We start from the raw sequence: 24,684 nt of genomic DNA, 5'->3' as shown, positions 1-24,684 counted from the left end.
CCCCCAAAACCACAGGTCAACATTTCATACACATTTTCCTGGTGAGAAAACCTCACTCAAAACCTGCTGAATCTATTGCATCCTTTAAGGAACGAAAAGATAAATTAGCAATTTTCCAAGTTGCTTCAAAAAATGGTATGGGCTCCTTCTCGAAGAAATTATTGATTTGTTCCCAAAATAAATCCCCATCTTCTAGATTGCTATAGTCTATTTCTTTTATAAATGCTTCTATATCACAATGTAACTGCAGTTGTTCTTTCTGAAAATCCACTTTTTCCAAGAGTAAATCAACTTCGGTATGAGATAATTCAGGAAAAAATTGGTAATGATTCGAAATGGACAATGGACATTCTCCTTAACCTTGAAAATTGGAAGTGGGAGCACTCCAATCAACTTGAGAACTCCCACCTACTCAATTACCAACCACAGAGGAATCCCCAGCATTCCCACGATGCAGTACAAACTCTACCGATCGTGCGAGTACCAGGAACCGTCCAGCGGCCACCCGAGAATGAACCACTTTCAGAGCTTAACTCTTGTTCCGTAAGCTCTTCAAAAAAATCAATGCTAGACATAGTCGAGACCACCTTTCTTCTAGCACCTTGCTGGAATGGTGTTGCATTTTACAACACCCAGATATCACGATAGTAGAAATGCTTGTAAGGCGCAAGCATTTTTGCTAACTTTTTGCTTGCGCCAACAAGGCGTTTGGGTCTCGACTAAATTCAAACGCGATCATTGAGCATACCTGTTCTTACCCTAGAATCCAAAACGTCAGACAAATCCAGACAATCTCCTGGTTTTGCGAAGCCCTGAACTTCGACACTGTTTATTGTGATTTGATTGCAATCGGACGAGTCCTAGAAGGCGGTCTTCCCCATACATACTTCCGCAAATTTCAAAGAGTAATACACAGTTGAACCACAATTATTGTGCCCAGCACTGCTATGCCAGAGGTTAGTATGTGCTCTTTTAGCCAGCCAATGCCCGCAGACGCTCGGCTAATTCAGTTTGCCCAAACATATCGGCACAGGCGATTGCGTCGGGGTGGCCTGCTAGTGGGTTGGCGCCGGCGTCGATAAGCGCTTCAACAACGGCTGTTTCCTTTTTGAAAATAGCGCCCGCCAGTGGCGATTGCCCCCGGTCATTCAGTCGGTCCACGTCCGCCCCTACCTTAGCTAAGGCAGTCACGATGTCGGCATGCCCATTGTATGCAGCCAGCATCAGTAGGGAGTTTCCTTCATGGTTGGTCAGATTCGGGGACAGCCCAGCTTCCACATATTGCACCAAATGCTCGGCGGCATCGGGGCCACCGTTGCGGGCGAGATTAAAAAGTTTGGCTACGAATTGCTGCAATTCTGGTGGAAGTTCAGCGCTATCCTCCGGGGCAGCATCATCGTTGATGGTGGCGTTGGCATAGGATTGTTCAAGTTCTTCAGAAGACATGGGCTTTTCAGACATGCCTTCATTCTAGGAACTTTAGCCCGCTAATTTGGCTATTTTTAACACGGCGTTTTCCAATGCGAATTTCGGATCGCCACCTTGGCCTTTGACACTTGCATCAAGTTCCGCGATCACAATCACTGCCTCGCTGACCGCATCGCCGGACCAACGCCTAGCTAATTGGGCAGTTTTTTCTAAAACGAAGGGATGCATACCCAACTTGCCTGCTAGGGATTTATCCACCCGCCCCCGCAGACTATAAAGCCGCGCTATAGCTGATACTTTCATCGACAACGCCGCCGCTAGGGCCGCCGGTTCCAATCCCAATTGCAGCGCCCGGCGCATACTGGCTACAGCCCGTCTGCTGTTACCGCTGCAGGCTAAGTCAGCTATATCGAAACCAGACACCTCCGCCACCCCGGCGTAATATTCCCGGACTTTCGCCTCGGTGATTTCGCCTTGGGTGTCGGCCACTAGTTGGCTAACAGCGCTGGCTAGTTCCCGCAAATCTGAACCCACGCCTTCTAGTAATGCATGCACCACATCCGGGGTGGGGCGCACCCCGTGTCGACGAAATTCTGCGGTCACCCAGCTGGTTTTCGCACTTGCTTTTAGTTTGGGAACCTCATGAACTTCGGCAATTTTCTTCAGCTTAGGCACCATTGATTTCGTGCGTCCCCCACCGGAATGCACGATAATCAGGTAGATTCCAGGTCCCGGATCGACCGCAAATTTCAACACGAGCTCGGCTGGTTCTTTCCCCGCTTCCTCCATTTTGTTCAACACGATAATGCGATCCTCGCCGAAAAGGGAGGGGCTGCACATGTCAATGATTTCCGCCTCGGTGACGTCACCGGCCCGCACGGTGGTTACCACCAGGTTTTCGCCCTCCGGTGATTGTTCCCTCAGTGAAGCAACAACCTCTAGCCGGGCGCGCTCGGCAAGGAATTCTTCATCACCGACGATCAAATGAACCTGTGGATTGGGCATGTCCCATACTTTAACCCATGCTCGAAAAAGGGTGCAGGATTGCCGCCTTAAAAACTCCCATCCACCGCGTGCTGTGAACCGTCGCTATAGACGATGACGTCCGGGTGCCGGTTGGCGAAGATCACCGGGATGCCTTCTCGTGTAATGGTGGGGCGGTGAATTGGTTTCACCCGCCCTACCCGGCGCGCCGGTGGTGCGCGAAGTACCAGGATGATCTCGGTGCCGGGTGCTATGCCGTCGCTTAGTCCGTCGCGGTTGACATCGCGCCCGAGTTTTTCAAGTTCGTCGATGGTCTCGACGGTGAGGGTGCTAAGGGTTAGGGGGTCGCGTGGCTGCGGCTTCGTTATATCCAGTGGTGGGCTGGGGATAATGAGGATCGCGGCTACCAGCAATACAAGGGTTTTAAACAGGCGCCGATATAGCAACGCCACCACCCAACAGGCAGCAAGAACTGCCCACCAGAAGGCAAACGGCGAGTCGATGGTGAGCTGCGCCCCGGGAAGTGTTGCTGTGGTTCGTGCGCTAAAAACCACCCAGTCGGCCAACAGTTCTACAAGGACCATCAGCGGCATGGCGGCGTCGGGGTGAATGAGGCTGAGCACAACGGCCGCCATTCCGAGCAGGGTGATGGGTGCGACCACCGGCGCGGCGATGACGTTTGCCAGCACCGCGACGACGGAGATGGTTCCGCTCATGGTGGCGACAATTGGCATCGTGACCAATTGGGCGGCCAGCGCCACCGCCAGCGCCCGCACGGCGATGGCTGGGGCTGGTAATGATACGAAAAACCGCAGAAGAACCGGGTACAGGAGCAGGATTCCGGCGGTTGCGACGATCGATAATATGAAACCGACATGCGCCGCCAAGCTCGTGTCCCAATACAACAGACCGATGGTTGTCAGCGCTAAGCCGTGGATGGGGGTGCTTGTGCTGGCGGCGATGATCGCCACCACCCCGATTATTCCGGTCACTGCCGCGCGCAGCACCGACGGTTCTGGGCCGACCACCGTCACAAATCCGATAATGGACATGAGCACCACGCAGCTGCGCAGCCACAGCGGAAACCGGGAGGACACCAACGCAGCACAGGTGGCTATGATCGCCACGTTCGCACCCGAAACAGCCGTGAGGTGCGCCAGCCCGCTTGCTTTCACCACTGCGCTCAACTCCGCCGATTGTGCGGTGGTGTCACCTAACACCATGGCGGGAATCAAAGCGGCGGCGTCCCCGTCGACGTATGTGGTTACCGCCTGTGTAAAGCTGGCGTTGATCGCGTTGCTGACCGCATGGGCCACCGGTGGGGGCGCGATGAGCTGCCAATCCTGGGCGGTAAAAAGCGTATTGCTTAAACCGATCCGATCGGTGGTTATCGCTGTGCCGGTGATCTCCACCATCGCACCCGGCGGAATGGTCAGTGGCGTATCGGACAGCACGGGAATGGTAGCCGGATAGTCTGGAACACCAACCTCCTGCATCCAGCCGCTGTTGGTCCGGCGGGGACGCGATACCGCCTGCACGATGATGGTTCTGCCCCATTCGTAGCGGTCCACACGCCACACCCGCATCATGGAAATCATGAGGGTGCTCAATCCCAGCAGGCCGCACATGATCGCCTGGCCGACATCGACTTTCAGGCACCCGATCAGCGCAATGCCGAAAACCACCACCACGATCCAAAGACCGCTTCCGCCGCGCAGCCAGATGGCGGCAAAGCTTAACGCCCACACCACGAGGGCACCAGGTACCAACCGCCACTGGGTCACAGCGTTACTTCTTCGGCTAGTGCGCTGAATTTCGCCGGGCCGATGCCTTTGACCTCTTGGAGTTGCTCGATGGTAGAAAACCCGCCGTGGCTTTCCCGATACGCCACAATCGCCTGGGCGGTCTTCTCCCCCACCCCGGAAAGAGTGGTCAGCTCCGTGGCTGTCGCCCTATTAATCGACAGTTTTCCGCGTGCCCCGCCACCCGTTGCACCGCCCACCACACCGCTTGTTGACGCCCCACCTCCGACCATCGGTTGCGCTATCGCCGCAGCCGGGTCGTCGACGTGAGGTACGAGGATCTGTTCGCCGTCGACAAGCTTCTGCGCCAAGTTCAACCCCCGCGTCGCCGCCTGCGGCTTCAGCCCGGCATTATCCAAAGCATCTGCCACGCGGGCATTCGGGGCAAGCGTTATCAAACCCGGTTGCTCCACCTCGCCGACGACGCTGACCACGATGCTTGTCGACGCCGCCACGTCGCCATTAGCCTGAGTCCCTGCGGCCGGATCGCCCGCACCCGAAACCGGCTGTTGCGCAGGCAGCAGCGAATGCGCCGCAGCCACCGACACCGGGACCGTCCGGGAGGAGCCGCTGATGAGGTTCCAGGCCACGACAATCACCGCCCCCATCGCAACCACGAAACCCAGAACGAGCGCTGCCCGGGGATTAATCCGCCACTGCATCTGCGCCGGAGGGGGAAAATCCACCGCGAGTTCGTCCTCGGTTCCCAGCGGGGCGGTAATATCGCCTAACCGTTGTTTCACCGATGCGGATACCTGATGGCGCAGAAAACCCAAACGTCTCATACTCTCGACGCTAAACCGAAGCACCCACGGTGCGAAAGGGCTACTTCGGTTCTGTGGATAACTACCGCGTTACTGAAAACGACATTTTCAGTAACGCCCACATCCCTGTGGAAAACCCACCTTTAGCGGACTACTCCACCCCCGCAGTAGCGCCGGAATCCACAGCAGTTTCGGTCTCCGACGCAGGTGGCTGCGCCACCTCATCTTCCCGCTGCGAAAACACCGTGGACACCCCCAACGCCCCCGGCCCGCAATGCACGGCCAGAATCGGATCCATCTCCGTAATCATGATCGACGAACCCGCCGGAAGCTCACCGTATAGCTGCGCCTCCAAAGTACGGGCAGCCTCCCGCGCCTCGTTTTGCTGAATAGCAATAAACACCGGCTGCCCCGCCGCCCGCTCGCAGATAAGTTCCGTGAGCTTTGCAAAGGCCTTCGACTGGGTGCGGGTCTTCACCGCCAATTCAATCCGGCCATCGGTAAGCTGCATGATCGGCTTCGTCGCAAGCGCCGTCGACACCACAGCAGTAGTCGCCGAAATCCGACCCGACCGCCGGATCTCATCAATCCGGTGCAAATAAATCCAGGTCTTCGACCGAGCGAGGGTATCCTCTGCCAACTCGACACATTCGGTCACCGTTGCCCCATCCAACGCCAACCGGGCAGCCGCCATCGCCGCCGCCCCCACGCACATGCCAATGCTCTGGGTATCAATAACCGTCACCGCACCGTCAAACACCCCCGACGCAGTCACCGCCGCAGACCACGTCGCCGACAAATCCTTCGACAAGTGCAACGCCACCACGCCGCTGTCACCACCACGTTCCAATTGACGGGCATAGGCAGCCGTCAATTCCAGGGCAGACAACCCCGAGGTCGAACGCTCACCGTCATCGCCCATCAGATGCAAGCCGACAACAGTAATCCCCAAATCCGCAGCCACCTGGGGCGGCACCCCGGACGAAGAATCAGTAACAATCCGAACTGGCATCGTGCATTCCTTTATTTACCCGGCGCGCCGGCCTCACCGATCGTCGAAAAGTTTGGCGACTTCAACCCCAACGCAACGCCCATATTCCAGCCATCCAAATACCACTGCGCCGAGTCGATATTATCCGCAGTAAACCGCGTGTAACGGCGCTTTCCGTCACTATCTAATTCAAACTTTGGGCGAGCAGTTAATTGTGCCCAACACGTATTGCCCAGTCCGGAAAATAGGGGGTATTGCGACACATCAAGATTTAAAAGATTCGATGTCAACGCACTGATTGTCCCACCATGAGCAACAAGTAGTACCGTACCGTCATCCCACTGCGGGGTCTCTTGCATCAATTCATCAATCACCGGGCGGGCGCGGCGGGCAACATCAACCCGCGATTCACCCCCACCCGGCGGTGCCCACGTCGGATCGTGACGCCACACAGCCCGCATACCTGGATACATCGCATCCACCTCTTTACGGGAACGCGCCTGCCAGTCCCCCAGGTGGGTCTCCCGCAGCCGAGGGTCCTTCTTCACCGCAACCCCAAGCCGGTCGCCAACGACGGTGGCCGTGTTATAGGCGCGGTTCAAATCGGAGGACACAATGGTGGAAATATTCAGCGTGGAAAGAAAATCCGCCGCTGCCTCCGCTTGCGCAACACCCACCTCGCTCAGCTCAGTATTGAGGTGACCCTGCATACGTTTGGTCGCATTAAATTCGGTCTGTCCGTGGCGCAACAGAATAAGGCGGCGAGTCATAATGATTAAAACTCCTCTTGTGGCTCAGGTTCAGCAAGCGGAATGTCATCCAACGACTCAGCGGTGCGAATATCAACCTCGCTAGCCCAATCCTCGGGCCGCACCATCGTCTCAATACCCACAACGTCAATCAACGGGCAATCCTGGTACAACCGATCCAAACCGTAAAAATCACGCTCAATATTGCGTTGCACATGAATAACAAGCATGCCGTAATCCAGCAGCACCCACCGGTTTTCCCGATTACCTTCCCGACCCTTAGGCTCATGGCCCAGCTTGGTCAGCTCGTCTTCGATCTCCTCCACGATGGCACGCACCTGGCGCTCATTATCGGCGCAGGCCAAAACGAAAACCTCAGCGACATCCATCACGTTGGAGACGTCGATGACGGCGATATTCGTTGCAAGTTTCTCATCCGCCGCACGCGCGGCCACTTTTGCAATATCAATTGTGTCTAAAGATGCAGTCACAAATATTCCTAATTTCTAATGTTGCTTAAATTTCCACTCTACAGTTTCCCATGAATGCTGGCAGCATGGGAAACCACTGCCCGCCACACCACCGATTATGCGAAACGTCACCACCGTAGAAACCTCACGCGCACCGCGACATTCGCAACACCCGTCAGCCGAACATTAGCCGAACGTTAGCCTTAGGTACGCACTGCTCGGCTGCTATTCGCCCTGATACAACCCGCGCTTATTGATGTACTGCACCACACCATCCGGCACCAAATACCACACCGGCCGCCCGGCGCGGGCGCGCTCCCGACAACCCGTCGAAGAAATCGCCATAGCCGGAATCTCCACCAACTCCACCCGATCCTTATATTCATCCGGGATATTATCCTCATGCAACGTATAGCCCGGGCGGGTAACCCCCACGAAAGTGGCAAGGTGAAACATCTTTTCCCAATCCCGCCACGTGAGGATCTTCTCCAACGCGTCCGCGCCCGTGATGAAAAACAGCTCCGCCTCGGGATACTCTTGCTTGAGCTCGCTAAGAGTATCAATGGTGTAGGTCGCGCCGGGGCGGTCAATGTCAATGCGGCTGACGCTGAACCTCGGGTTGGATGCGGTGGCGATCACTGTCATGAGGTAGCGATCTTCGGCTGGGGAAACATCCCGCCCGGCTTTCTGCCACGGTTGCCCGGTAGGGACGAAAATCACTAGATCCAGGTTGAACAGATCCGCCACCTCGGAGCCTGCCACGAGGTGTCCGTGGTGGATCGGATCGAAGGTGCCACCCATGATGCCGATGCGGCGAGGTTTCTGTCGATTAGTCATGCGCCGAAGCCTTTGCTACGTTACGGCCGGGTCTGACCGGTGCCGTGCAGAATCCATTTGGTGCTGGTTAATTCCGGCAAAGACATCGGCCCGCGGGCGTGGAGTTTCTGGGTGGAGATGCCGATCTCGGCCCCCATTCCAAACTGCTCACCGTCGGTGAACGCGGTGGAAGCATTAATCATCACCGCGGCTGAATCCACTTCGTTGGCAAACCGCAGCGCGGTGGTGGCATTGGTGGTGGCGATCGCTTCGGTGTGCCCGGTGCTGTAGGTGCGGATATGGGCCAATGCCTCGTCAAGGCCGTCGACAAGCTTGGCGGCGATGTCCATTGAAAGGTATTCGTTCGCCCAATCGTCGTCGTCCGCTGCGACGATGCCAGCGACGCCTAAAGCCGACCATTCCGCAGGCTCGCCGTGCACCGTCACTCCTGCGGTCTGCAGCGCGTCAATGATCGCCCGCTTTTCGACGTCACCCAGGTTCGCGTCAATCAAAACCGTTTCCGTGGCGTTACAGACCGAGGTGCGCCGCGTCTTACCGTTCAGCAGTAGAGAAATCGCTTGGCTAAGGTCAACCTCCCGGTCGATATACAGGTGACAATTGCCGGTTCCGGTTTCAATCGTTGGCACCGTCGCACCGGTCACCACAGCGTTAATCAAACCCGCACCACCTCGCGGGATCACTACATCAACGAGACCACGCGCGGTGATGAGATCCTGCACGCTGTCGTGGGTCTCACAGGGCAATAACTGCACCGCTTCGCGGGGAAGTCCGTGCCGGGCAAGCACTTCCTGCACGATGGCAACCAGCTGTTCGTTGGAGGCTTTCGCGGACTTCGATCCGCGCAGCAGAGCGACGTTTCCTGATTTCAGCGCCAAACCGAAGGCATCAATGGTGACGTTCGGGCGGGCTTCGTATACCATGCCCATAACCCCGAGAGGCACCCGCACCTGCCGCATCTGCACCCCATTCGGCATGACGGAGCCTCGAATAACCTCCCCCACCGGGTCTTTCAATGCGGCAACCTGGCGCAAACCGCCAGCCATCCCCTCAATCCGGGCGGAGTCTAAGGCCAAGCGGTCGATGAGCGATTCGCTCATCCCGGCTGCCCGCCCTCGCTCAATGTCGGTGGCATTCGCGGCAAGAATCTCGGCGGTCTTGTCAACCAAGGCAGCTGCCACGGCAAACAGAACCTCGTCTTTTTTCGCGCTGGAACAGCCTGCGATGATCGGCGCGATGTCTTTAGCCGCGCGCGCTTTCTGTAGTACTTCTTCCCGCTCAGCAGTCATACCAGCACATTCTAGGTTGTTTCCCACCCGCAGCCAAGAAAATGTACTAGTCGTGGCTCAAAAAGCAGCGGTTTTTAACTCCATAACGAGAAAAATCTCAAACCACAACCACAACGGACCCCTAGATCCCACCGTGCAATGGACCCGCCTCACCCCGGTTCCGGCAATGTTGGTGGTTTTATGTCTGGTTTTACAAACTGCGACATCCTTAGAAGTAACTTCAATAAAGATCTAATTAACTAGGTAGAAGCAAATACTGCACCCAATATGCCCTTAAAAGAATTACACGAATGTAATAAAACGCCCGCACAAAATATGGCGAGGCTCTCATTTTACGTCAAGTGATTATTAACGATCCCAGCAGTTTCCACACCCAGGCCGTAACTTTCTACCAGTCAAAACTTCGCCAGAAAAGAGCAGACGCCCCCAAGCAAAGACCGGGTACAGCGCCATAAAAACATCAGAACACCGATGCCTGCAGCCAATAGCGACGTTTCCGACGATCCCCTAACCCCATGACGGCTAAGATCGATCTCTTGGACGACAGCGCGCCAACCAGACACACTTTTATCCCTTAACCCCAAAACGTACCCATGCGATGAAATCCAAAAAATGCGGCTGGGCACGTGAGAGGTTTCACGTGCCCAGCCGCTCCCTTGGGTTCAGGGTATAAATGGGGGTTCAGTAACGAATTTTACCGCCGATTTAGAACTTTGGCAGACCAGGAACTAGACCAGAGCGCGACAGCCACTGGAACAGCCCTGCCAGCAAACCGCCGATTCCCAGGACGCTCACGATACCGATAATGGCTTTCTTCAGCTTATCGTTCATCGTGCTTTGCTTGTCCTTACCAGGCTCCTTTGGCTCGGAAGGCTTGGTGGTATCGGTTGGCTTACCCGGCTCGGAAGGCTTGGTGGTATCGGTTGGCTTTGGAGCCTCACCACAGTCCTTCTTGAGCTTCAGCTCAACGTTGACGTCGTCCATTTCCGGCTTGTTGGTTGCGCTATACTGACCCATGAAGATCAAGTCGACACCTTCAACGTATTGCTTTTCAGTTGCTTCATCGTAGCGGGTTCCTGGCTTGGCCTGGTACTTGATACCAGTACCCGTCAGATTTGCGGTGGTATCGGTAACCTTCCAATCTGCAACACCAGAAGCGAAGGTGTCGGCACCCGTCCGGAAGTTCTCAGGAGTACGATCCTTTTCGGTGTACTCTGCCATTCCCTTACCCTCTACATAGTAGCCTTCATAGGTAGTGCCAGTTTTAACGGTGTCCCCTGCTACTTCTACATAAGGGGAAATAAAAGTGGAACTTAGCCCGCCATGGTGACCGCTGAAGACAACCTTGGACTGCTGGGTCTTGATGGTGGCCGCAGTGACCTTGCCATCCGGACCAACCTCAATGGTAGAAGCAGCAGGGTCGACCGCAAACTGGAACTGATAGTCAGTAGCACGCTTCTTAGCAGCATCGTTTTCAGTAACGGCACCTTCCAGAGTCCAGTCACCCCGAGCAATTGGACCTTTGACGTAACTACGCCATGAGTGCTTGATACCCCAATTCAGAGAGCCGGATTCGATGGACACCTTGCACTGCTGTGCATTCTGTGCAGTTGCAGCGATTGGGTTAACGACGCCAGCGCCCACCGCCAAAGAGGTTGCCAATCCAAGTGCGGCAATAAACCTACGCGACATATAGAAAACTCCTTAAAAGAGATTGGGATTTATGTGGACAACACACACAATAATCCGATAAGGCTTACCAAACAATACTTAACACCCCCTTTATTCACCCCCTTTCACCTGCAAGAAAGGATTAAGATAGAAATCTGTCATCTGACGCTTCATTGATGCGCTATTCGGACACTCCAATAAATAAGTAGAAACCCCAGGGGCGAAACCTGGGGTTTCTACTTAAGCGCGAGAAGCATAATCCGAGAGATAATCTGCATGTACGACCGGTCGTTGCATTCCCGGCGGGAGTTCATCGGAATGTTTTCCAAGCATTCCCACCAAGGTCTCTGAATCGTAGGAGACTTCCCCACGGCCAATGATTTCGCCATTGGGGCCGACAATTTCGACAATCTCACCTGAGTGGAAGTCGCCATCAACTTCCGTAATGCCGACCGCGAGAAGCGAAGTGCCGCCGGACGTCACCGCCGCCACCGCGCCAGCGTCGATACGCAAAGTTCCACCAGTATCCGCAGCGTATAACGCCCAGAATTTCCACGCTGACAGTCGATTGTCTTTCGGGTGAAAAACCGTCCCGACATCAGCGGCGGTTAGTGCTGCCTCGATGTTATCCGCGCTGGTAAGCAGCACCGGAATTCCGCCACGCGAGGCAATCCGCGCGGCCGAAACTTTCGACGCCATGCCGCCGGTGCCCACAACCCCGCCGTCGCCAGCGATCACGCCCTTGAGGTCATTACCGTCCCGAACTTCAGCGATGAATCGAGCGTCCGGTTCTGCTGGATTTTTGTCATATAACCCGTCGACGTCGCTCAGCAATACCAGAGCATCCGCGCAGGTCAGATGCGCAACAATTGCGGCGAGGCGGTCGTTGTCGCCAAACCGCATTTCAGTGTGCGCCACGGTGTCGTTTTCATTAACGATCGGCACCGCCCCCAGTCGCAGTAGCTTGTCGACGGTCCGTTGCGCGTTTCGTGCCCGGTCCCGGCGTCCGGCGTCGGAGGCGGTCAGCAAAACCTGCCCGATGGTGTGATTATGCCGGAGAAAACTCGTGCCCCAGGTATGCATCAAGTGAACCTGCCCCACCGAAGCCACGGCCTGTTTGGTGGCTAAATCACTCGGCCGGGTTCTAAGCCCCAATGGCCCCATTCCCGCCGCTACTGCACCAGAAGACACAACGATCATCTCGGTGCCGCGTGAAAGCCGCGCCTGGATGGCGTCAACCAACAGGTCGATCCGGTACGGATCGACCGTGTGATCGGAATTGGTCAACGAGGAAGAACCAATCTTGACCACGACTCGTTTAGCCGAGGCGATCAGCTCGCGCACGCTAGACATGAAGAAACATCCTTTTTAAAAGTGTTGTCAACGCCGAAGCTAGGGGCGTCGAAAAGCTTAACCCTGCCACCGTTCCCGGTCTGCTTCTTGGCCGTCGCCGTAGTCAAATTCATCGATCAAGCCACGCCGCACCTGGGAGGCGCGCTTACGCTCCGCAGCAGACACCCGGTTCGTCCGGGATAGCCGCATATCGGTGCCCCGACCCGTCAACGTTGGGTCCACGCCAGCGGCCGTCATCGGTTCCCATTCGAAGGTAACCTCGCCGATGGTCACCGCACAGCCAGCTTTGGCACCCGCCTTTGCCAGGGCATCCTCCACGCCCATGCGATTGAGCCGGTCCGCCAGGTACCCGACAGCTTCGTCGTTTTCGAAATCCGTCTGCATGATCCACCGCTGCGGCTTCTCGCCGAGAATAATGAACCCACCTGGGATTTCCGGATCTTCTTCAATGCTAAAGTCGTGGCCCTTGCCCTTGGCGTCAACCGCTTTCGGACGCACGATCAGCTTCGGTTCAGCCTTCTGCTGCGGACGAGCCTTGCGCGCTGCTTGCACGATCTCCAACAACTTGTATTTCAACGGCTCCAGGCCCTTACGGGTTACCGCAGAGATAATAAATACCGGCCAACCAAATTGCTCAATCAAATCTGCTTTAACGAACTCCGCGAGTTCTTCCGCCTCCGGAATATCCGCCTTATTCAGCACGATAATGCGCGGCCGATCCCGCAAATCGCCCAGGCCGGTGTCTTCATCGAGTGCCGACTGGTAGGCCGCAAGTTCCGCCTCCAACGCCTCAATATCGGAAGCTGGGTCGCGGCCCGGCTCCACAGTCGCGGTATCCACCACGTGCGCCAACACGGCGGTACGTTCAATGTGCCGCAAGAAATCCAGGCCCAATCCCTTGCCTTCCGAAGCTCCAGGAATCAAACCAGGAACGTCCGCGATGGTAAAGGTGTCATGGCCGACTTCGACCACGCCCAAATTCGGCTGCAACGTGGTGAACGGATAGTCGCCAATTTTCGGCTTGGCTGCCGACAGCACCGAGATCAGCGAAGATTTGCCTGCCGACGGATACCCCACCAAGCCCACATCCGCCATCGATTTCAACTCTAGAATGACGTCGTGGTTCTCGCCTGGCTCGCCTTTCAACGCAAAACCAGGCGCCTTCCGCGCGGCAGATGCCAAAGCCGCGTTGCCTAAGCCGCCGAAGCCACCCTGGGCGGCGATATACCGCATACCAACGGTGGTGAGATCCGCAAGAGTCTCCCCCGTTTCGCTCACAACGACGGTGCCTGCTGGGACCTCCAACACCATGTCCTCACCACGCGCACCGTTGCGGTGGTCACCGGCACCGTTTTTACCGCGCCCAGCCTTGATGTGCGGCCGGTAGTGCAAATCCAGCAACGTATGAACCTGGGGTGAGACCTCCAAGATGATGTCGCCACCGTGACCGCCGTTTCCGCCATCCGGCCCGCCGAGTGGTTTGAATTTTTCCCGGTGCACGGAGGCACACCCATTGCCGCCATCACCTGCCGCTAGATGTAAGACGACGCGGTCGATAAAACGGGCCATTATAGTAAGTGCCTTCCAGTACGAAAAGAAAAAGAGCGGGGTTAAGTAGCTAGATTTTAGCAGACACTTAACCCCGCCCCTATCGGTGGCGTGTTAGAAGCGAATTGGCAATACGCCGGAATTCACAAGCCCAAGCCATCCGAGGATACCCAGGATTCCCACGGTGAAGATGCCGGAGAGGATTTGCCAGATGGTCTTTCCGGAGAAGTCAGAGGAGGAAGATGAGGACGAACCGCCCGTGCCGCCCTTCTCACCCTTGACATCAAGCAACTTCGGTGCGGACTCCTTGCCGCCAGCCTGAGCGACGATAGCAACCTGGCCTGCTTCCTTCGGCTGGAACTTGAAGATGTACTTACCTTCGTCGTTAGTGCGACCCTTCACAATCTCGTTACCGATCCGAACCTCGACCGCTTCGTTCGCAGCAACCGCGTTGTTCTTGTCAGTCACGGTGACGGTGTACTCACCGGTGTCATCGCCAACCTTCAAGGAATCTGGCCCCTCGACCGTAACGTTACCGATCGCGGGGAGAACATTCACGGCAGGAAGCTGCTCAGCACCAGCGTCTGGGGCACAACGAGCCATAACCTGATGCACGTCATCACTGTCCGAGAAGAAACCTGCCTGGAAGAAATTGATCCGGGTGTTGAAGGTAAAGAACGAATCTACAGCTTGGTTAGCATTAATATCCGCTGCCACCGGGAACGTCGGACGCATTTCACCTTCGGCGTTTGGCGTTACTACAAAGACACTGCGACCGATGGAACCAACCACCCGCTCACCAACGACGGTGCCGGTGGCACCACCATCAGCTTCGCTCTTGATCTGCGCGCGGTTCGTTGGATCGATCGAATCCGTGTCCAGACCACCGGAAACAATGGCACGGCTATCATTCAAAGCATTACCTTCAATCTGAACCCCCTGCGGGAAGTCCAGTGCCAACCGGGCCCGGCTGACATCGTTGTAGGTGGTCTTCACAGCGGTGGTGTTGTTGTGTACCGACTTGAAGTCGAAGTTCACGTTCCGGATCACATAGCGCAGTGGCGCGCCGACCCGGCCATTCTTGGGGTACTCCGTCTCAACCGCGAGCTTAAAGTCTGGGTTAGTCTTGGCACCAGCGATAGAACCATGCAGACCATCAACGTGGCGACCTAAGGCAGCCCCTTCTTTATCCGCCGTTAAGTAACAGCTAAAGGCGGTTTGTGCGGTCGCAGTTTCAACACCAAACGGGGCATCTACTTGATAATTAAACGGTGCTGATTTTACATCGCCAACCGACGCTGACACCTCGATTTGCCCCGATTGCACCGGAGTGAAACGACGAACAACAACGCCCTGCCGGTCGGTGGTGAGTACCTGACGTTCACCGGCAATCACGGTTTCCATATCGATCAGTGGTACTGGCTTTCCATCAGCATCGGTTGCCAAGAACGTAAACTGCGAGGTTTCTTCCTGGAACCCAGTCTGTGGCTCCGCGGTGATCGCAATGTTCTTCACCGAAGCTGGGTCGCCGCCATCTTCAACGGCAACCGCAGGGAAACCCTTGAAATCAGAAGGGGTACAACGCACTAGTGCCCGAGCATTCAGTGTTCCCACAATCGGAGCCTTCGCTTCAACAGCTGCGATCAACGTGACAAACGAGTCCTTCGCGGGGTATCCAGCTTTGCCGGGATCAGCTACCAGTGGTGTAGTCGGCTGAATTTTGCCTTTTTCCTTGGCCCGTGCCCGAACCTTGATGGTTGGCAAATCAAAGCCGATCTTGCCGCCCTGGTTTCGGCCAACCATGCCACGCTTCTCACCGTCTTTGGCCAGATTGATTTGATCGGACTTGCTGGCGTCTATCTTGTCGGTATCAGCGTCGCCGCCGATCCGCAGTTGGTTGGTGGCTTCCAACCGTTCTACGGTGACATCATCTTGTCCGCCGGATTGGTTGACATCCAGGAAATCGATGTTGTCCGGCAGATTTACCAACAGTCGGGCTTGTTCAACGGTGGTCAGTTTCACCGTTGCGGGACCAACGTTGAATGGGTTGCCGAGTCCAACGAATCCGCCTTTAAGGGTGTAATCAAATTCCTGCCCCGGGCGAACTGCATCAGGTGCATCAACCGTGAAGTTAAAGACGAAACCGTCTTTTTTCTGGGGACCATCGGCTTGGCTCGCGAAGCTGCCGAGACCAGCGGTCTTAATATCACAGGTGAATTGAATACCAATGGTTGTTTCTTTGGCTTCAGCCACCGGAACCGCGATGGCTGTTACCCCCACTACCGGCGCTATTACCGCCGTCATGAATTTCTTGAGTATCGACATACGTCTTCCTTAAAAATCTGTTGAAGTGTATTCGGTTAACAAACCAACGATTACGGAACCAACTTGAAGTAGCGCAGGATCGCGTAGATTACGCCACCGAAGAAACCTGTGCCCAAAACACCCGCGACGATCTTCCAGATGGTTTCGCCTTCGACGCTGCCGCCATTTTGCGATTCATTGGCAACAACGACAGTGGTAGTTGCAGTCTTATCGGACACCGATGCCAGGACGGTATGGTCACCTGCTGTGGTTGGTGAGAACGTGAAGCTATACACACCGTCCATTTCCGTGCCGCGCACAGCCTTGTTGTTGTAGGTGAACTTCACGTCCTGGCCAGTCATCTTGGAGCCGTCGCGCGCGGTCACGGTCGCTTCGACTGTTGCGGTTTCACCCAATTGGATTGGGGTCTTGCGCGGCGTGAGCGTGATGGATTCCACGATCTTGGAGTCTTCTTCTTCGACCAAAACCTTCGCCTCAGCCGACTTATCTTCGACCTTTGCAGTGATGGTCTTCTCGCCGAGCTTCGTAGCAGGGTAGGTGAAGTTGTAGCTACCGTTTGGCCCTTCTTGGGCTAGTGTGGACTTCCCGTCAACCTCGAAAGTTACCTTCTGTCCGCTCATCTTTGAGTCGTCCTGGGCCAAAACAGTCGCGGTTAGCTTTGCCTCGCTACCGATCTTCACGGTTTGGGATTCGGGGGCTACAATGATCGACTTTACGACGTCGGCAGGCTTAGGGTTGACCTTGACATCGATGCGGTTGGTCAGACGGGAGCCAAAGTAGGCATCAACCCGAATGTCGCCAACGCGATCGGTGGTGAAGGTATGAACGAACTGGCCAACCGGGGCATCCTGCTGATGCTGAACCGTGACGCGGTCACCGCGATCGAAGCGCATCTCAATGGAATCGGCCGCGAATGGTTGCCCCTCATTGTCGTTGAGCTGCGCAGTGATGACCACGTCCTTGCCGCTGATAACCTCGGCAGGCTCAGCACTGAGCACGATTTCGCTAGCCACTGGCGCTGGCTTGGTTACTTCAACCTGTACAGGCTGCGATGCCTTGTTACCAACCTTGGCGATTGCACTTAACGTACCAATCTTGGTGGTTTGGTACTGGTGACTGAAAATACCATTGGCACCGGTTACACCAGCGAATTTCTCATCGCCAACTTCGATGGTCACTGGCGCACCAGCAACCGGCTGCTGCTGGTCGTTCAGCGCAGTGGCGTTGAAGGTAACCTTTTGACCATTCTCTACAGTCTTCGGTTCCGCAGTCAGGGTCACGGAGTCCACGGCATTTGCGTCCGACACCACTTCTACCGCTGGCAGCGTCACGTTTCCGTTTGGTGCGCATCGGATAAGAGTATTGAATTCCTTCTTCTCATATGTCATTGTTGCCATCGCTGTGAAGAAGGCATTCTCGGCAGCGAAACCAATTTGGTTTACCGGAACCGAGAATTGTTTAAGCGTCGGACGATACTGGCCAACTTTAGTTGGTGTGAATGTGAAGGAAAACTCCGGCGCAGCCATGTGGAATGACTTGTCGCCAGGTTCTCCCGCCATACCTCCCGGCGCCAGCTGTTTAATCTGTTCCACTGCATCTTCAGATGCTGGAATGCTGTCGGTTACGGCGTCCCCTTTGATTTCAATCGCGGAACCGACCTTTGAAACGGAAACCCCGTTTACCGGCGACGACGGAGTCACGTCAACGTTGTCGACGCCTTCGGGCAGTTGAAAGGACATGCGTCCTTGGGAAAAGTTCTGGAATTTTAATGGCGATGTGAAGAAAATTCCAATACTTTGTGGGTCCTTGATAACCGCATCAGCAGCTTTGATCTTGTAAGTTACTGGTTGCCCGAGCGTCACTTGCTTTGGCGCATCAGCAGTAACTTTGAATTCCAAGCCTCGCGTTGCGCCGTATCGGCCATTTAACGACGAAGCAAAGGACTCAGTGGAGCCTACTTTAAAGTGACAATCCATCGGTATTTTTTCCGAAGCTTCTACCGCTCCAGCTACAGGGGTGGTAAGGATAGCCGCACCGAGTGCGGAAGCCATGACTACTGCGAGGTTTCGAATACCAAACATCGCCGATAATACCTCCTTATTATTTTCTTCCATTGATAATATAAGTTGAAATTAACATTCTATTACAGGAAGAACCTTAAAAATCACTAAACAATCGGCGCTAACGGGACGCAATTAGAGTTTTTCACACAGGTAACGGCGCCGTTTTTCCATGGATTTCAGGCAAAAACGCAACCACATTGAGCTTAAGTAAAAATAAGCATCACCTATGCATTCACTAAAATCACTCTTTATGCATTTGTTGATACACCACCCCCGTCTAACCCCCCAACGATACCATTCGGTTATCGCTCCGCGGTGAATAAACACGCCATGAAACCAAGTTTTTCGCATATTGGCGGCGCTGGAAACGTCGAAAAGCAAAACCCACGGCACCGGCGGAAAACCGAGACCGTGGGGATAATTAGCAATCGTCGTTCGGCTAGAAGCGGATACCGAACAATCCAAGAATGCGGCTTGCAAATACTGAAATGAAGGCCAAAACGCCAACGATAATGCCGAATACGATCAAAATCGTACGAAGAGTTTTGCTTTGGCGCTCAGTGTGGAAAATCTGAGGAGTTTCAGATTCTTCAGCGGCAAGTTGTTGCACTACGCCGGGGACGGCAACCGCTGGTGCAGCGGAAGCGGGTGGGGCCACGATCGGCGCGGAAACAGCCACTGCGGTGCACAGTGCGGTTGCGATACGTTTCTTCATGTTGTGATTCTCCTGAGATTTAACACATGGATCTTACACATAATAAAAGACCGACCCGAGAAATTGGGCCGGTTTTTTAAAAAAGTGGCTTATGCCTCTACTGGAACGATGTTCACAGTGCGACGGTTACGCTTGATGCTGAACTGCACAGAGCCTGGCTTCAGAGCGAACAGAGTGTCGTCGCCACCGCGACCGACGTTCTCACCTGGGTGGAACTTGGTGCCACGCTGGCGGACGAGGATCTCGCCGGCGTTGACCCGCTGGCCACCGAATCGCTTAACACCAAGGCGCTTGGCCTCGGAATCACGACCGTTGCTGGAGCTAGATGCACCCTTCTTGTGTGCCATTTCGGTTTCCCTCCTTTTGGGTTTTAGGTAGGCCGGTGAGCCTTACTTGATGCCAGTTACCTTCAGCACGGTCAGCTTTTGACGGTGACCCTGACGTTTCTTGTAACCAGTCTTGTTCTTGTACTTCAAAATCTTGATCTTTGGACCCTTAACGGCCTCAACGATCTCGGCGGTGACCTTCACCTTAGCGAGGTCTTCTGCCTTGGTAGTAACATTTGCGCCATCGACGAGCAGAACCGGGGTGAGAGCCACGGACGAACCTGGCTCACCCTCGATCTTCTCGACCTTGACGAGGTCACCTTCGGCAACCTTGTACTGCTTGCCGCCGGTCTTGACGATCGCGTACATACGAGGGCTACCCCTTATCTATTCTCAGGACCGGGCGAGGCTTTCATGACTCACCCGATGGAACTAACGTTTACTTTCATTGTGTTTTAAGCAGTTGCGGTCGGCGAATCTTGCTTAAAACAGCGACTGTCAAAGACTACCCTTTAATGCATAGAAAAGACAAACTGCGTCATTTCCGTGTGCCCCGCCGCACGGCGCGTCGCCGACCGCGAGGGGTAGCGTCGGCTGAGGTTGGCTCCGGATCCGATTGTGGTTTCTGCTGGCTGACCTCGCCGTCATGCACCGCGCGGGTTGCGGATTTGCGCACGATGCGCCGTCGTTTTCCGCCCGTTGCTTGTCGACGTTCCACCGGCGCCGTTTCCGGCGCGTTTTTGCGCACCGCCCGTCGGCGTTTGCGCCCATGCGGACTCTCCTCCACCTGAGAAACCGCGGTAGCCTGTGGTTCCGGATCGGAATCTTCCTGCACCGCTGGCGGCTCGGTAGCGGCGGGTTTCGTTTGGAAGTCCTCGGGGCGCGGGCGAACATCCGAGACGGAATTTCCACGTGTCTTCCGCTTCCGACGTGGCGACTTCTCAAATTCCGCTAGAGCCTGTTCGTAGGTGTCCGGCCCAACGTCCGCTAACGCTTCATCGGCCTTGGTAGCCCGGGACTTGGAAGCTTTCTTCTTGGTGCCCTCAGGTTCTTCCGGCAACGCGATCACAGCAGCTGCCAGCTCTTCGATGGAAGGCGTTTCGGTTTCCCGCTCTGGCTTCGCGGACACTTCTGGTTCCGCTTCTTCGATGCCGTCTTCTTTGTCGTCTGCGGTATGCATGGCAACCACCGCCGGGTGGCGGGTGGGGTCTTGGTGCAAGACGCCGTGCTTGCCGCGCGGGGCAGCCGGGTCGCGCTGCTCGACGGGGTCTTCGTGGATCAAAACACCCCGGCCACCGCATTCTTCGCATTCGGTGGCGAATGTCTCAAGCAGGCCGGTGCCCAATCGCTTCCGGGTCATCTGCACCAAGCCGAGACTGGTCACCTCCGAAATCTGGTGGCGGGTGCGATCCCGGCCCAACGCCTCGGTAAGCCTCCGCAGTACCAAGTCTTGGTTTTCCGGCAAGACCATGTCGATGAAATCGACCACGATCATGCCGCCCAAGTCCCGCAGCCGCATTTGGCGTACGATCTCTTCCGCAGCTTCCAAGTTATTCTTCGTGACGGTCTCCTCCAGATTGCCACCCTGGCCGGTGAACTTACCGGTGTTCACGTCGATAACCGTCATCGCTTCGGTGCGGTCGATCACTAACGTGCCGCCAGACGGCAACCACACCTTGCGGCTGAGCGCCTTCTTGAGCTGTTCGTCGACCCGATGCACCATGAACGCGTCCTGTCCGTCATGTTCGGACCGGTCGAAACGTTGGAGTCGGGAGAGCAGATCAGGCGCGACGGATTGAATATAGGCGTGCACGGTGTTCCATGCCCGCTTACCGTCCACGATCAGCGCGGAGAAATCCTCGTTGAATAGGTCGCGGATAACCTTCACCAGCATGTTTGGTTCTTCATACATGGTGACCGGTTTTGCACCTTTGGATTCTTTTTCCTTCGAGGTGCGCTCCTGGATTTGCTCCCACAGGTTGTGTAGCCGGTTGACGTCGGCAGCAATGGCTTCCTCGGAAACGCCTTCGGCGGCAGTGCGGATGATCACGCCGCCGTCGTTAGGCACAACATCGCGCAGGATCGACTTCAGTCGCTTGCGCTCCGGCGCGGGTAGTTTCCGAGAAATCCCGGCCGATTTGCCGCCCGGCACGTACACCAGATAGCGACCCGCCAGCGAAATTTGGGTGGTCAGCCGCGCACCTTTTTGCCCGACCGGGTCTTTAGCAACCTGCACCAACACCTGGTCGCCGGACTTGAGCGCTTGCTCGATCTTGCGGTTACGCCCACCCAGACCGGCTGCGCGCCAATCCACTTCACCGGCATACAGCACGCCGTTTCGGCCCTTGCCGATGTCGATGAACGCCGCTTCCATCGATGCCAAGACGTTTTGTACCCGGCCGAGATAAATATTGCCCACCATCGACGATTGGGTATCGGAGGTAACGAAGTGCTCGACAAGCATGTCGTCTTCCAACACGCCCACCTGAGTGACCATGCCCGGGTGGTCGGTGCGCTCGCGTTCCCGCACCACCATTACCCGATTAACGGATTCCCGGCGCGCCAAGAACTCTGCTTCGGATACGATATGGCGCTTTTTGCGTGATTCTTCGCGCATCTCCACCCGACGCCTGCGTTGTGCTTCCAATCGTGTGGAGCCTTTGAGCGCGAGCGGCTCGCTGATCGGCTGGTCGTCCTCGTCCACAGGTTCAGGTTTCCCTGCACCGCGCCCGGTTCCGCGGCGGCCCCGGCGGCGTTTGCGTGGCGCCGAATCGTCGGTGGCGTCGTCTTCGTCCTCCGCCGAGCCGTAGTACTCCATGTCGTAGTCGTCATCATCGTTGCTGTCGACGGTTGGGGCGACGAATAGCGGCATACTAAAGCCCACGGTGCGCGGTGCGGGAGTGATGACCGGGACCAAATCTTCTTCCTCATCATCGATGAGGCTGAAATCCGGTGCTGATGCTGCTTGGGTAATGGATTCTGGCGCATCGGCTGGATCGCTATCCGCTGCGTCGACATCTGTAGCGGCTGCGTCTGTGGCGGTCGTACCTGGCGCGTTTGTGTCCGAGTCAGATTCGCTTAGTAGGCCACGATCCAGCCGGTCGGCGATGTCTTGTTGAACCTTCTGTTCGATCTGGTTGATTTCGTTCTCGACGTTTTTCTCTACCCGGTGGCGGATTTTTTCGTCGTCCTCGGTCTCTGCGAGTGGTTCGCCGGTTTGTTCCGCTAGTTCACGCTCAACCTTTTGTTCAATTTGGTTAATTTCGTTTTCGACGTTCTTTTCCACCCGGTACCGCAGCTTTTCCTCATCGGTATAGGTTTCTTCTTCAGGTACTGGTGCTGCCGCCAATGCGTCTAAGACTTTTTCCGCTTCTTCGCGGGACAGATTGGATTGGGCTACTTTCTTTAACCCAATGTCGGCGAGGGCGGCGATCAGTTCTTTGGAGCTTAAGCCCACGTTTTTTGCTAGAACGTGCACTCGGGTTTTTTCGCCGAGCGCACTGCGATCAAATGTAGTTATGTCAGCCATTATGTTCTCCTGGCATAGGTTTTTTACAAGCATTTCGGGCGCCTGAAAGTCAGCCTCGCAAAATGCTTCTGTTGTGGTTTGTGACTATGAAGTTGTGTGTGGTGCCAACGCATTTTTGTGATTTTCCTCTTGGGCACGCACCATCCCATTGTTTCACAAAGCGGTTAGCTTATGCAGTAAACCACTATCTGCCGTGTCTGCGAATGAAAACTGTGTGGTTTTCTCAGGTTCTAGCTTTCCACGTCCCACAATGGGGCTAGTTGCGGGGCGGAATGCTTCACCGGATAGTGATATATTCGCATCAATTTTATTCGTTCCGGGGGTAGTGTTTGGGGATCGCTCCGACATGGTTTCCGCGCAACCTGCTACAACTAATATTTACCTGGTATGTAAATTAAGAAAGGGTGAGAGCATGCAGGAACCGCACCGAAATGGTGACACCCCCGTTTTCGATGATCTGGTACACACCTTGCTCTTCTCACCCGATAACGAACCAGAATCCGAAGCCGCTTCAGAGCCCAACGAAGCTGGTACCGCTGACGATTCCGTGCCTGCCACTAAGCCCAATCGGGGCAACCTGTGGTTCGCGATAGCGGCTGCCTGCGGCGTCCTCGCATTAAGTAGTGGCTTATATATCTTTGAAGAAATGCGAAACGACGATCAGGCCGCTGCGGAGCTGAGCTCCCAGTTGCAGCCTGAACCAGTGTCGATTCCTCCGATCACTTTTGTCGACCCGATACCGACCGACACGGAGGTCACTGAAGTCACCGAAACTGAGGTTATTTCCGAACCCGCGCCAGAGGCCGTAACGCTTGAGGCGATAACGGCAGCCGAAGATGCCCAGGTTCAGATCATTGATGTCTATGGGGCTAAAGGGGAAATTCACTCCTCAGCTTCAATGGGGCACGCTGGCTTATTTGTCACCGGCTTCCCCACCCCACCACCGGGTATTGGCATTCAGATGTGGACCACGAATCACGAGGGTGTGGTGTCCTCGGCCGGGATGGTCACCCCTTCGGAAACCGGAACGTGGATGCCCGCCGCGCCTGGCACCACTCGCATTATGCTCAGCGAAGAGCCCGAGACCGGCAGCGAGGCCCCTACCGGCGGCATCCTTGTGGATTACGGCCTTTAATCCGCTACGCGAGACTTCGTTCGCGGCCAAACTCCACAGCGCACCGAGCCAGCGAGACGGAGAAAAACGCGATCCAGAGCGGCAAGATCGTAAACCGGCCAACGTCTGGCAGATAGACCATGCATAACATGCTGGTTGTCACGGTGATTACCGCACCGATACTGATGGACGCCAGCATCTGCGGCAATGCGAAAATGAATGCGGCCGTGATGTAGGTGACGGTGATGATCGCGACGTCGCCGATCAACCCCCAGAGGGAAAGCGCAAGTCCCATCAGAACCGTCACGTTACCGATCGCCCACCGGTTACTTCCATGGTTATAGCCATCGAAGCCAAATCCGAGAATGTAGACGACACAGAACAAAACCCAAATCGCCAACGCACCCGCTTGAGTCACTGGTGCGGCGATATTGGCAATAACGGGCAGCAGGGTGGAACACCCAAATGCCAGCCACACCCCACCAGCGATAGCCGCAACCGGATCGAATTTTCGGCGTGGTGTCGTCACTGTGTTCGCCTCCATATCCACTTTCCTCCTCTCGGATGGCTTCACTCGCGCGGATTTTGCAGGTTAGCTGCGCAAATCCCACCAAAACAACCAGAACTAAACTGAGAATAACTTAACTCACAACTATATATTGGCCAAATCGACGATAAGCATTACATTATTGGATTCCCTCCGCCAATCGATTGACTCACCACTACCCC

General features: G+C 55.6%; 21 protein-coding genes. 1 reads left to right on the top strand and 20 read right to left on the bottom strand.

Annotation, left to right across the window (positions count from 1 at the left end; translation table 11 throughout):
• Positions 1 to 52: 52 nt before the first annotated feature.
• The 19 genes from Q4D85_RS12080 to Q4D85_RS11990 all read right to left on the bottom strand — a co-directional run bounded on the left by Q4D85_RS12080 (position 53) and on the right by Q4D85_RS11990 (position 22,841).
• Positions 53 to 343 carry a hypothetical protein gene (locus Q4D85_RS12080; RefSeq protein WP_303200737.1) on the bottom strand — a complete coding sequence of 97 codons (291 nt, stop codon included), beginning with the start codon at positions 341 to 343 and terminating at the stop codon, positions 53 to 55.
• 629 nt (positions 344 to 972) lie between these two features.
• Positions 973 to 1,461: an ankyrin repeat domain-containing protein gene (locus tag Q4D85_RS12075; RefSeq protein ID WP_303200736.1), complete on the bottom strand. Its 489-nt coding sequence runs from the start codon at positions 1,459 to 1,461 to the stop codon at positions 973 to 975.
• A gap of 18 nt (positions 1,462 to 1,479) precedes the next feature.
• The gene (gene holA / locus Q4D85_RS12070; RefSeq protein ID WP_303200734.1) at positions 1,480 to 2,433 is read right to left on the bottom strand and encodes a DNA polymerase III subunit delta; all 954 of its coding nucleotides are present in this window, start codon (positions 2,431 to 2,433) and stop codon (positions 1,480 to 1,482) included.
• Between the two features lie 47 nt (positions 2,434 to 2,480).
• Positions 2,481 to 4,196 carry a ComEC/Rec2 family competence protein gene (locus tag Q4D85_RS12065; protein WP_303200732.1) on the bottom strand — a complete coding sequence of 572 codons (1,716 nt, stop codon included), beginning with the start codon at positions 4,194 to 4,196 and terminating at the stop codon, positions 2,481 to 2,483.
• A complete protein-coding gene (locus tag Q4D85_RS12060) occupies positions 4,193 to 4,999 on the bottom strand; it encodes a ComEA family DNA-binding protein (protein ID WP_303200730.1) in 807 nt (268 codons plus the stop codon). Before Q4D85_RS12060 ends, Q4D85_RS12065 begins: the two co-directional genes overlap by 4 nt.
• 130 nt (positions 5,000 to 5,129) lie before the next feature.
• Entirely contained in the window at positions 5,130 to 5,990 is an 861-nt protein-coding gene (locus Q4D85_RS12055; protein WP_303200729.1) for a DegV family protein, read from the bottom strand.
• An 11-nt stretch (positions 5,991 to 6,001) separates the two neighbouring features.
• Positions 6,002 to 6,739, bottom strand: coding sequence for a histidine phosphatase family protein (locus Q4D85_RS12050; protein ID WP_303200727.1), 738 nt, complete (start codon positions 6,737 to 6,739; stop codon positions 6,002 to 6,004).
• Positions 6,740 to 6,744: 5 nt separating this feature from the next.
• Positions 6,745 to 7,209 carry a ribosome silencing factor gene (rsfS, locus tag Q4D85_RS12045; protein WP_303200725.1) on the bottom strand — a complete coding sequence of 155 codons (465 nt, stop codon included), beginning with the start codon at positions 7,207 to 7,209 and terminating at the stop codon, positions 6,745 to 6,747.
• A 204-nt stretch (positions 7,210 to 7,413) separates the two neighbouring features.
• Positions 7,414 to 8,025, bottom strand: coding sequence for a nicotinate-nucleotide adenylyltransferase (gene nadD, locus Q4D85_RS12040; RefSeq protein WP_303200724.1), 612 nt, complete (start codon positions 8,023 to 8,025; stop codon positions 7,414 to 7,416).
• Positions 8,026 to 8,045: 20 nt separating this feature from the next.
• A complete protein-coding gene (locus tag Q4D85_RS12035; protein ID WP_303200723.1) occupies positions 8,046 to 9,311 on the bottom strand; it encodes a glutamate-5-semialdehyde dehydrogenase in 1,266 nt (421 codons plus the stop codon).
• Between the two features lie 705 nt (positions 9,312 to 10,016).
• Positions 10,017 to 11,003, bottom strand: a complete 987-nt coding sequence (locus Q4D85_RS12030) for an HtaA domain-containing protein (protein ID WP_303200722.1) — start codon at positions 11,001 to 11,003, stop codon at positions 10,017 to 10,019.
• 219 nt (positions 11,004 to 11,222) lie between these two features.
• Positions 11,223 to 12,335, bottom strand: coding sequence for a glutamate 5-kinase (gene proB, locus Q4D85_RS12025; protein ID WP_303200720.1), 1,113 nt, complete (start codon positions 12,333 to 12,335; stop codon positions 11,223 to 11,225).
• A gap of 57 nt (positions 12,336 to 12,392) precedes the next feature.
• Positions 12,393 to 13,904 (bottom strand): GTPase ObgE, encoded by a 1,512-nt coding sequence (gene obgE / locus Q4D85_RS12020; RefSeq protein ID WP_303200718.1) that lies wholly within the window; start codon positions 13,902 to 13,904, stop codon positions 12,393 to 12,395.
• A 93-nt stretch (positions 13,905 to 13,997) separates the two neighbouring features.
• Positions 13,998 to 16,208, bottom strand: coding sequence for an Ig-like domain-containing protein (locus Q4D85_RS12015; RefSeq protein ID WP_303200717.1), 2,211 nt, complete (start codon positions 16,206 to 16,208; stop codon positions 13,998 to 14,000).
• Between the two features lie 50 nt (positions 16,209 to 16,258).
• On the bottom strand, positions 16,259 to 18,322 hold the full coding sequence (locus Q4D85_RS12010; RefSeq protein WP_303200716.1) for a hypothetical protein: 2,064 nt from the start codon (positions 18,320 to 18,322) through the stop codon (positions 16,259 to 16,261).
• 388 nt (positions 18,323 to 18,710) lie between these two features.
• On the bottom strand, positions 18,711 to 18,986 hold the full coding sequence (locus Q4D85_RS12005) for a hypothetical protein (protein ID WP_303200715.1): 276 nt from the start codon (positions 18,984 to 18,986) through the stop codon (positions 18,711 to 18,713).
• Positions 18,987 to 19,075: 89 nt separating this feature from the next.
• Positions 19,076 to 19,333 carry a 50S ribosomal protein L27 gene (gene rpmA / locus Q4D85_RS12000; RefSeq protein WP_047262702.1) on the bottom strand — a complete coding sequence of 86 codons (258 nt, stop codon included), beginning with the start codon at positions 19,331 to 19,333 and terminating at the stop codon, positions 19,076 to 19,078.
• Between the two features lie 42 nt (positions 19,334 to 19,375).
• Positions 19,376 to 19,681, bottom strand: a complete 306-nt coding sequence (gene rplU, locus Q4D85_RS11995; protein ID WP_047262703.1) for a 50S ribosomal protein L21 — start codon at positions 19,679 to 19,681, stop codon at positions 19,376 to 19,378.
• Between the two features lie 169 nt (positions 19,682 to 19,850).
• Positions 19,851 to 22,841 (bottom strand): translation initiation factor IF-2 N-terminal domain-containing protein, encoded by a 2,991-nt coding sequence (locus tag Q4D85_RS11990; protein ID WP_303200712.1) that lies wholly within the window; start codon positions 22,839 to 22,841, stop codon positions 19,851 to 19,853.
• A 412-nt stretch (positions 22,842 to 23,253) separates the two neighbouring features.
• Here Q4D85_RS11990 and Q4D85_RS11985 point away from each other — a divergent pair, with 412 nt between their 5' ends.
• Entirely contained in the window at positions 23,254 to 23,976 is a 723-nt protein-coding gene (locus tag Q4D85_RS11985) for an anti-sigma factor (protein ID WP_303200710.1), read from the top strand.
• A 4-nt stretch (positions 23,977 to 23,980) separates the two neighbouring features.
• On the opposite strand, the gene Q4D85_RS11980 is transcribed toward Q4D85_RS11985, so the two are convergent.
• Positions 23,981 to 24,499, bottom strand: a complete 519-nt coding sequence (locus tag Q4D85_RS11980; RefSeq protein ID WP_303200708.1) for a hypothetical protein — start codon at positions 24,497 to 24,499, stop codon at positions 23,981 to 23,983.
• Between the last annotated feature and the right edge of the window lie 185 nt (positions 24,500 to 24,684).

The sequence above is a fragment of the Corynebacterium sp. genome, assembly GCF_030532965.1.
Taxonomy (GTDB): Bacteria; Actinomycetota; Actinomycetes; order Mycobacteriales; family Mycobacteriaceae; genus Corynebacterium.
This window is presented reverse-complemented; position numbering and strand designations above follow the sequence as displayed.